Source organism: Moorena sp. SIO3H5 (genome assembly GCF_010692395.1).
Taxonomy (GTDB): Bacteria; Cyanobacteriota; Cyanobacteriia; order Cyanobacteriales; family Coleofasciculaceae; genus Moorena.
In genome coordinates this window covers 1-9,202 of record NZ_JAAHHS010000314.1, presented here as the reverse complement: position 1 = coordinate 9,202, position 9,202 = coordinate 1, and the positions used below count along the sequence as shown (strand labels likewise).

At 43.8% G+C, this 9,202-nt stretch carries 7 protein-coding genes; 2 read left to right on the top strand and 5 right to left on the bottom strand.

Annotated features, from left to right (window positions below; genetic code table 11):
• Positions 1-105: 105 nt before the first annotated feature.
• The 5 genes from F6K52_RS26515 to F6K52_RS26495 form a co-directional block, all read right to left on the bottom strand.
• Positions 106-516, bottom strand: coding sequence for a hypothetical protein (locus F6K52_RS26515; protein ID WP_293085349.1), 411 nt, complete (start codon positions 514-516; stop codon positions 106-108).
• Between the two features lie 300 nt (positions 517-816).
• Complete coding sequence (locus F6K52_RS26510; protein ID WP_293085346.1) at positions 817-2,232, bottom strand: ABC transporter substrate-binding protein; 1,416 nt, start codon at positions 2,230-2,232, stop codon at positions 817-819.
• Positions 2,233-2,791: 559 nt separating this feature from the next.
• Positions 2,792-4,219 (bottom strand): ABC transporter substrate-binding protein, encoded by a 1,428-nt coding sequence (locus tag F6K52_RS26505; protein WP_293085343.1) that lies wholly within the window; start codon positions 4,217-4,219, stop codon positions 2,792-2,794.
• A gap of 58 nt (positions 4,220-4,277) precedes the next feature.
• Positions 4,278-5,705: a serine/threonine-protein kinase gene (locus F6K52_RS26500; RefSeq protein ID WP_293085340.1), complete on the bottom strand. Its 1,428-nt coding sequence runs from the start codon at positions 5,703-5,705 to the stop codon at positions 4,278-4,280.
• A gap of 433 nt (positions 5,706-6,138) precedes the next feature.
• The gene (locus tag F6K52_RS26495; RefSeq protein WP_293085337.1) at positions 6,139-7,137 is read right to left on the bottom strand and encodes a LysR family transcriptional regulator; all 999 of its coding nucleotides are present in this window, start codon (positions 7,135-7,137) and stop codon (positions 6,139-6,141) included.
• A gap of 218 nt (positions 7,138-7,355) precedes the next feature.
• Between F6K52_RS26495 and F6K52_RS26490 the strand changes: the two genes are divergently transcribed.
• Positions 7,356-8,072, top strand: coding sequence for an NnrU family protein (locus F6K52_RS26490; protein WP_293085334.1), 717 nt, complete (start codon positions 7,356-7,358; stop codon positions 8,070-8,072).
• Between the two features lie 86 nt (positions 8,073-8,158).
• Entirely contained in the window at positions 8,159-8,590 is a 432-nt protein-coding gene (gene trxA, locus F6K52_RS26485; RefSeq protein ID WP_293085331.1) for a thioredoxin, read from the top strand.
• The last annotated feature ends 612 nt before the right edge of the window (positions 8,591-9,202 follow it).

The window sequence follows — 9,202 nt, the reverse complement described above, 5'->3', positions numbered from 1 at the left end:
CCCTTTGTGCAGTTCCGACGCCGGAAAATCCCAGCCCGTCTGCTCAGTGCATTTGTACCATACTCGAGACCTCTGATTCAATCCTTCAGCTTTTTCTAACTCGATTTAAAATGGGCGAACCGGGAGTAATAACATCTGAATACCCTCGCTAGAGCTGGGAGGTCTACCGATGGGATCAACATAGCGTAAACGAAACCCTGTTCGTGCGGTTTGCAAAGCTACATCTACTGACTGTCGAATTGGTGCCCAAGAAGTACTTCCACCATAGTTAAATAAACCCGTAGGCACATTTGGAACTTGGGCAAAGGTTTGATTAGTCTCCGATGCTGCTGGAATAGCCCAATGAGCTGGTGACTGGCTCTGAGCTGGCTGTTGGGTGTTGTTTGGAAATTTGTTAAATACCTGGTTAATCTCCAAGTCAGATTTTACGGTAAACCACCAAAAACCACCGCCTATTACACCAGTCGTGATTAAGATGGTTAAGACTAGAGTTGCGGTTTCGTTCTGGTTTGACATATAGTATCTAGTTTAAATGTAAACATAGAATTGATGGCAACAGGCAACAGGCAACAGGCAATAGGCAACAGGCAACAGGCAACAGAATTGTTTGGGATTTGTAGCAAATAGTTATAGCCAATAGTTAACTATTTCATATATTACCAATTATAAAAAATATTGCTACAGATTAATACTCTCCCTATCTCCCTATCCCCCAATCTCTGCATCTCCCCATCTCCCCATCTCCCCGTCTCCCCATCTCCCCATCTCCCCATCAATCATCATCCCTACCAGGCATAAATAAAATTGGTATAACGGTTAAGGAATTGGCACAAATTCATACTCCAAGCTAGAACTATTACTTGGTTCAATTGTCACCAATTTGACCGGTTGATAACGATCGCCTGATGGAAAAAAACGAATCGGAGCAGCAGCACCTCTAGCAAAAAAGTTCGGTGCTGAAAGTTCTTGTTGAACTCCGGTGCGAGTAGGATTACGTCTAATCGCCGCACTTAAGGCTTGCACAGCATCATAAGCCATGGCTGTGCGCCAGTTAACATCAATACCCCAAAGCTGATCAGCGGTTTTGGGAAATTCCGAGCGAGGGTTGGCTAGGGGATGCCAGGGTAATGCTACTACCATCCCTTCAGCATCTTTACCTGCTACTGTCAATGTCTTAGTACTGTAAACTTGATTTCCCGCTAAAATAACTAATTGTTGACCCAAACTATTGCGGTGTTTGCTATTGAGCTTAACCACATTTAGTACCTGATCAAGGCTGCTAGAATCAGCACCTAACATCAGCACTTGAGCACCACGATTAATCGCTTGTTTAAAGCTTTTAGCAGCACTAAAATTTTTATCAGACACGTCAAACTCACTAACTACTCGTCCTCCTTTCAAGAAGACAGCGGTTACAAACTCTGATTTAAGAGACTGACTAGACTCACTTTGAGAATTGTAGAAAACAGCAACATTATGCTGCTTGAGGTCTTGCACCATGTGTTTAGCTAATGCTCTACCTGCCAGGAAATCATTCGGGACAGTACGAAAGAAAAAGTCGCTAATTCCTGATAACTTTACTGAGGTACTAATGGGAGAAATTGTTACTAATTTACCAGAGTCATAGATATCTGCTGTCCCTTGGGTCACCTTACTTGTGAAATTACCAACAACTGCCAAAATCTCTGGATTACTCACCAACTTTGATGCTAATTTTTTTGCCACCTTTGGATTATTATCATCATTAGCGATCAGTACTTTGAGAGGAATACCTTTAATTCCACCAGCTTGATTGATTTCCTGTTGAGCTTGAGCCACACCCCGAAGTATATCTTTGGCAGTATTTAAGTCATCACTAATGGACACAACAGCAGCAATGGTGTGAGAGGGTTTGTCCCTAATACGAGCGTTATTAAGGTAGATGAGAGCTTCTGGATCATCACGGTGGAGGTCTAAGGATTCGGTGAATTTAACCACTGCCTCGTTGTAATTAACAGCAGTAACCGCTTCTACTCCTAGCTGTTTTTCCAGTGTTGTTGAATCAGAAAATAAAATATGGTCTCCCCGACTAAGGTAATTTGGTATGGTTGCTTTCTCTGAAGATGTATTTTTCGATACCAGCATAGATAAGGGAGATGTGGTCACTTTAAACCACCACAGACACCCAGATACCAAAGCTAAGGAGATCATCAATGATAGCCCAAGAAGCTTAGTTTCGTTGTTCTGATACATACGTTATTGCTAATTTTTATACAGGCCAACCCTGTTGATTACCCGGACTAATGCTTAATAATAATTTGTTTTGTAATCTTTCAAGGTAATTGATGAGTGGAATGGTTGATGGTTAACGGTTGACAGTTGAAGGTCAACGAAAAACCATCAACGGCGCTTGAAGTAGTGACCCTGTAGAATACAACTCAATACAACTCAATACAACTCAATACAACTAGTTAACAAAAGCCCTTGTTGGATACTCCTGGTTAGTAAATAACTTATGGAAATAACTTATGGAAATAACTTATGGTACAAGATTTGACCACTGATTAGGTGACAAAATGGCAAAAATATTGATCAGTCCTGAGTTCTTAGTCCTGATGCATGCTAATGGGTGATTCCTTAGTTGTTAGTCAACTCGACTGTTGCCATTGCTGAATAGGGTTTGGGTCATCAAATCGAGTTAGGTCAGTTACCGATTACCGATTACCGATTACTGATTACTGATTACTGATTACCTATTACCCTCAATCATTCCAGAATTGGGCAACACTCTTATTTCTATGTTGCCCCGTTTCTACTTGCTAGGAATCGGCACAAAGTCATAACCAAAGCTGGAACGATTACCTGGTTCAATCTTGACAAGCTGGACAGCCTGGTTGCGATCGCCTGATGGTAAAAACCGAATTTTGCTGGATACTCCTTGGGGCTGAAAACCTGATCCGGATAGGGCGTTTTGCACACCGGAACGGCTTGGCTGCTGTTTGAGGGCTGCAATTAAAGCTTGAGTAGCATCGTAAGTTAAGGCAGTGCGCCAGTTCACATCTGAACCCCATAATTTAGTGGCGGCTTGGGGAAAGGGGGAATTTGGAGCGCCCAAAATATGCCAGGGGACTGCCAACACCATACGACGCGCATCCTTAGCACCGATTTGCAAGGTCTTGGGTTTGTAAAGACTATCCCCTGCTAGCATCGGTAGACGTCCATCATTGACCTGCACGACTAGTAAGGCTTGGTTAAGGGTGGCGGAATTGGGCGCTAAGATCAACACTTCTGCACCTTTGTCGATCGCCTGTTTGACATCAACACCAGCATTAAAGTTAGGTTTAGCAAAGTCAAACTCTGCCACTACCTCACCACCATCAGCAAACAAGGCAGTGGTAAATGCATCGGCAAGAGATTGGCTGTAGTTGCTCTGGGAATTAAAAAAAACAGCTGCTTTGCGTAGATTTAATTGATTGAGCATGTAGCGAGACAGGGTGCTACCAAAAAAGCGATCGCTAGGGATAGTCCGAAAGACATAATTACCCAGTCTTGAAATAGTTACTGAGGTACTAGTCGGAGAAATCACCACCAACTGATTTTCTTGATAAACCTCTGCGGCTGCCAGAGTGACCTCACTGCTAAAATGACCAATAACGCCCAAAACATCTGGATTATCCACAAAAGCTTTTGCTATTTTTTTAGCAACCTTGGTATCATTGTCATCATTAGCAATCAGCACCTTCAATGGTATATTTTTAATACCACCCGTAGCATTGATTTCCTGTTGGGCTTGGGCAACACCCCGTAACATTTCTTTGGCTGCATTTACCTCTACACCAATAGGTATTGAGATTGCAATTGTATAAGACTTAGATGTACCGATCCGAGCATTATTGAGGTAAATCAAAGCTTCTGGATCGTTTTTATTAGCTTTAAGGGATGCCTCCAGTAAGGAAGCCGCTTTAGCATAATTTCCAGAAGCAAATGCTTTGACTGCTGCCTTTTTTGCTGGTGTTACCTCTGTTGATATTAATGTTCTATCTCCGGCACTAAGGTGCTCTGCTATGATTATCTGAGGCTTAATGTTTGTAGTTTTTGGGGTTACCTTAGCCCTAGGTTCATCTAGCTCAGTAAATGGCAGTGTGATTATCTGACTTTTCTGAAGCCACCATAACCCTCCCAACACCATAGCTACGGTAATCACCATGGATAGCAAAAGAACACTCGTTTCGTTTTTCATCGGACATAAGTTCCGTTGTCAGTTACCCGCGATCATTATTAATCAGCAACGCCCTGCCCTATAGTCTTCGAGATAACAGTTGATAAACCAGGCGGAAAAGTGCCGTCACAGCGATCGCTGCTGCTGCTGCTAGAACTGATATTATGATAACTAACTGGATTGGCTGCTTGACTCGCAGCACCGGGAAAAGTATCAACAGTCCCAAGCTGATGCCTCCAATAATCACTAGGTCAATTTTTTCAATAAACCTGCGATATTGAGCATAAATTAGCCCTCCCAAACTCATTCCCCATAAAAGCATACCGAGTGGGTTGGAGGAGACCAGCGTAGCAAAAGCAGTTGCCGCAAGGAATAATAAAGCTCCCTCAAATCCAGTAAAAGCAGCCGCCCCTAGTACCTCAAGTAGAGAAAAGTTTGATTTGACCGGTTTGGATAGGGATGAGTGGTATTGTGGTTGCCTGGTGTGGCGCCCGGAGGGTGGGGATACTGGTAGAACTGATCCGTGAGGGCGTTGAGGGGTTGTCTGAGCAATAATGTTTAAACCATTTATGGCATCAAGAACCTCCATCGCAGACTGAAAGCGTTGATGGGGCATTGGCATAAGTAGTCGATTGAAAATACTCTCAAGTTCATTGCTGATTTGGATATAACTTCTCCAGTTCCATTCATGGGTAACAGGTTCGTAGAGTTCATTGGGTTCTCTGGCAGTCATCAAAACCATCACAGTCACTGCCAGAGCATACAAATCCGTTGAAGGGTAAATTTGAGAACCGGTCATTTGCTCCGGTGGTGCAAATCCGATGGAATAAATACCAGTAGACCTCGCCGCTGTTGATCCTGGGTTGACCTGTTGCTTAACTGCACCAAAGTCTAATAGATATAGAAGCCCATTGCGATCGCGCATAATATTAGAAGGCTTGATATCGCGATGAATGGAGCCATTGTCATGGACAAATTGGAGAACTTTGAGAATTTCTGTTAATACTTCTATGGCTTTTGCTTCAGAGAATGCTCCTAAGCTGTTGAGTTCTTCCTCCAAGTTTTGTCCATCAATATATTCTTGTACCAGATAGAAAAACTGGTCTTCTTTACCCGGTTTCAGACTCGGCACCGTCAACGGAAAGTAGGCATACAAATCGGGGATTTGGGGGTGACGCCTGCCCAATTTCTCTAAAACCGTTGCTTCCCGCTCAAACAATCTGTGGGCAGTTTGTAGTTCCCTCTGGCTAATTCTGCCAGAGGGTTGGAACTGCTTAACGACACATTGACGCAAGGTAGGGGTATAGCGATCGCGTGCTAGAAATGCCGCTCCAAATCCTCCTTTGCGCAGCAGTTGGGAGGGAATGTAGCGACTTGCTACAATCAGGGGCATGCCGCAGCTATTACAATACCTTTGCTCTGTGGTGGTTAGAGTGGTTCTGTTATCTAGATCATCAAAGTAATTATGGGGATTTGGGCAGCCAGGACGGGTGCAGAAAATTTCCATGTTTTAGAGGATCACTACGAAAGACAAGGCCCTACCAGGCATCTACTTGATACTCTACTAGAGTCTATTTATATTCCTCAATCGAGGGCTAGGCATTTGTACATTAGTTCTATAGTTTTAATCTATATCTATATCCAAATGCTAATGTTCATTCCTTGCTACCGCTTCGCGCTTCGCTCAGGTATCAGAGGTTAGAACTCAGTTGACAAGCTCTAGCAAGTCGCTGGTTGTTGTGTTTATTCTAGTCGTTAGATATTATTAAACTCACGCCATTTTGAAGAAGCCCCTGGAATTTTCTGCATTACTGATCAGATCTTTTCCTGGGCAGCGGGATAAATTCCGTCACTTGTTTTCAACCTTGTCAGCCATGCAAAGCGCGAGTGGGGGAAACCCCCGCATGAAGGCGCTGCATCGCTTTCAACCCCTGGCTTATCTAGTGGGGGCTATCCACTTCTAGATTTTTAGGATTAGTTACCATCCCTGATAGTGCCAAGGATTGCCCGTGCCATGCTACTGAGCCAAACAAGGGCAAAATCTGCCTACAGAAGGCTTCTGTTGCTTTGGAAAGGTAACGATTGGGGTTAATCACCAAAGACAATACCCGTTTAACCACTACTCCCTCTATTTTTGCCCTGTGTAGCACCCCCATTTGTAATTCTTTTTCAATAGCTGTAATCGATACAAAGGCAGCTCCTAGTCCTGACTGTACTGCATTCTTAATCGCTTCAATGGAGTTAAGTTCCATCTCCACCTTAAACCGTTTAGCATCAATGCCACTGCGACCTAATACCTGGTCAATTACCTTACGGATGGTGGATTGGGAGTCCAAGGCAATAAACTGTAACTTATACAGGTCTTCTTTTTGGATCTTCTCCAAATTAGCCATGGGATGAAATGCGGGCAAGATTAGTACTAGCTCATCTTCAGCATAAGGACTAATAGTCAAGGTTTCTTGAAGTTCTGGGGGAACTTCACCACCAATAATGGCTAAATCCACTAGTCCATTGGCTACACCCCAGGAAGTGCGGCGAGTGGAGTGAACCTGCAATTGTACTGTTACCTCAGGATAGCGTTGTCGGAACATACCAAGCATCCGAGGTAGTAGATAGGTTCCGGTAGTTTGAGATGCACCAATAATTAAGGTCCCACCTTGGAGACTTTGTAAGTCGTCAATGGCTCGGCAGGTTTCCTGGCATAGAGCTAGAATTTTTTCCCCATAGTCCAACAGCAGGTGTCCAGCTTCGGTCAGTTGGGCACGGCGTCCACCTCTGTCAAATAACGGCACCTCTAACTGTCGCTCTAAATTTTGTACTTGCAGGCTGATAGCAGGTTGGCTTACGTATAGACTATCAGCAGCACGCTTGAAACTCCCCTCAGTAGCGATCGCTTTGAGTATACGGAGTTGATCGAGAGAAAAAGGTAGGTCAGACATAGGGCTAAACCATTAACAGAAAGGAGCGAGCTGAAATCGAAACTAACATAACCAGGACTCAATTTATTGCTCCGTCTTGATGCAGTCGCTCATGGGGGGGACCCCCAAGACCGTAATGGTGCGTTTTCCGCGTTAAGAATTAAATTCGCCACGGGTCGCACCTCTGCATCGCTTTTTTGCTATAATAGAGCGTTATTTCCCATATATCACCCTTGCCTATGGTATTTCCAAATTGGCTGAGTGTCAGCCACTTTGTAATGTTTGGGTTGCTATTGACTTTTGCGTCCGCTCATAGTGGTTTAGCCGCCCTGCGTTCCTGGGGTGAACAAAGAATTGGTCCAAGGCTTTATCGTATTGTCTTTGCTTTAGTGAGTCTTCCGCTAGCAGTTGTATTAATTATTTACTTTTTGAACCATCGCTATGATGGTCTACAGTTGTGGCTCCTTCAGGACCTGCCAGGGATTAAGTCATTAGTATGGGGGCTTTCAGGGATTTCGTTCTTGTTTCTTTATCCAGCTACGTTTAATTTATTGGAAATTGCTGCAATTCAAAAGCCCCAAGTCCATCTATATGAGTCTGGTATTATGCGGGTCACCAGGCATCCCCAAATGGTAGGACAAGTAATATGGTGTATTGCCCATACCCTATGGATTGGTAGCACCTTTACCCTATTGACCTCCGTGGGATTAATTCTCCACCATCTTTTCGCTGTGTGGCATGGAGACCGCCGGTTGTTGGCACGGCATGGAGAAGGCTTTTGTGCACTCAAAGCTCGCACTTCCGTAATCCCTTTTTTGGCAATTATCCAGGGACGTCAATTCCTGAGATGGCAAGAGTTTGTTCGTCCGGCATACCTAGGAGTCATCGGTTTTACCGGGCTGTTATGGTGGGTACATCCCCTTATGATTACAGCTGTAGCCCAAGTAAATTGGTAATTAGGCCATTTCTGTTGCTCAGATGATCCCGATTCGATGTAGCATGATCCCAAACAAATCTAAAAACCCTTATATTTCAAAAAATCATGATATTGTCTGTTGATGAACGGACGTTTTCAAAAACAGTTTTAGAGTCTTCCACGCCAGTTATCGTTGATTTCTGGGCCCCTTGGTGTGGAGTGTGCCGGTTTGTTCAACCCATACTTGAGGAATTCCAAGCTCAAGGAACCAATTATGTCAAGGTTGTCAGAGTAAACGCCGATAACAATCTCAAGCTTGCCAATACCTATCGTCTCAAGACCCTACCGACATTGCTGTTCTTCGAGCAAGGTCAGTTGGTCTCACGAATAGAAGGTTTCCAAGGTCGGGATGAGCTGCTCAGGGAAATTGCCAGGGTGATCAAACCACACTGCCAAGACCCAGGTTTGACCAAAGAGTTGGATAAAATGCAGCGCCAAGGGTTGAAAGCTTTTTCGCTCAATATCCCATCAAGAGAAATTCTAGGTCTTAGGTCTTAGGTCTTAAGTCTTAGGTCTTAGGTCTTAGGTGCAAGAGGGTAATGGTACATAACGAAAGCTGTTGACACCCGACCTGCTTTACCCGGCGCTAGGGAACTGGGTCATAACACCCTTAGCCATTCAACCTAAAAGTCTAGAAACTTAACTGAATCTAATTAGCGAGCCTTAACCTAATTAGCCGTTGAATTGGTCATCGGTAACCAGGTTGTGGCTTTACTTTTTCCCATGACCAATTACCGATTACCAATTACCAATTACTAATTCCTTTCTGACTCTTGTGCCTGAGCTGTACCTGTGAATTTATAAAAAAATTATTATACCACTTTAATGCCTGGTAAGGGACAATTGATCCGTAACGATAAGATAAATTTTTGTTAACTAAATTTTTTTTATTATTTTCATCAAGTATTCCGATTATCTAATGATAGTGACCCATTTTGATGAGATGTTTTGTGATAAAGCTTACTAAAAAAGTTAAGATTTGTATCAGATATGAGGCCTTAGTAGCCTATTCACTGGATGGCGGCTGTTGCTAGTAGTCACCGCAAGCCAATGCCGACAGTGAGTCCATGGCCTAAACGGCTATAGTGCAGTTGAGAAGAGCCCCCGTCT

Bases quoted from the DNA above. Each gene is read 5' to 3' on its own strand.
- F6K52_RS26500 (WP_293085340.1), bottom strand. From the start codon at position 5,705: ATGGAAATTTTCTGCACCCGTCCTGGCTGCCCAAATCCCCATAATTAC.
- F6K52_RS26510 (WP_293085346.1), bottom strand. From the start codon at position 2,232: ATGTATCAGAACAACGAAACTAAGCTTCTTGGGCTATCATTGATGATC.
- F6K52_RS26495 (WP_293085337.1), bottom strand. From the start codon at position 7,137: ATGTCTGACCTACCTTTTTCTCTCGATCAACTCCGTATACTCAAAGCG.
- trxA (WP_293085331.1), top strand. From the start codon at position 8,159: ATGATATTGTCTGTTGATGAACGGACGTTTTCAAAAACAGTTTTAGAG.
- F6K52_RS26490 (WP_293085334.1), top strand. From the start codon at position 7,356: ATGGTATTTCCAAATTGGCTGAGTGTCAGCCACTTTGTAATGTTTGGG.
- F6K52_RS26515 (WP_293085349.1), bottom strand. From the start codon at position 516: ATGTCAAACCAGAACGAAACCGCAACTCTAGTCTTAACCATCTTAATC.
- F6K52_RS26505 (WP_293085343.1), bottom strand. From the start codon at position 4,219: ATGAAAAACGAAACGAGTGTTCTTTTGCTATCCATGGTGATTACCGTA.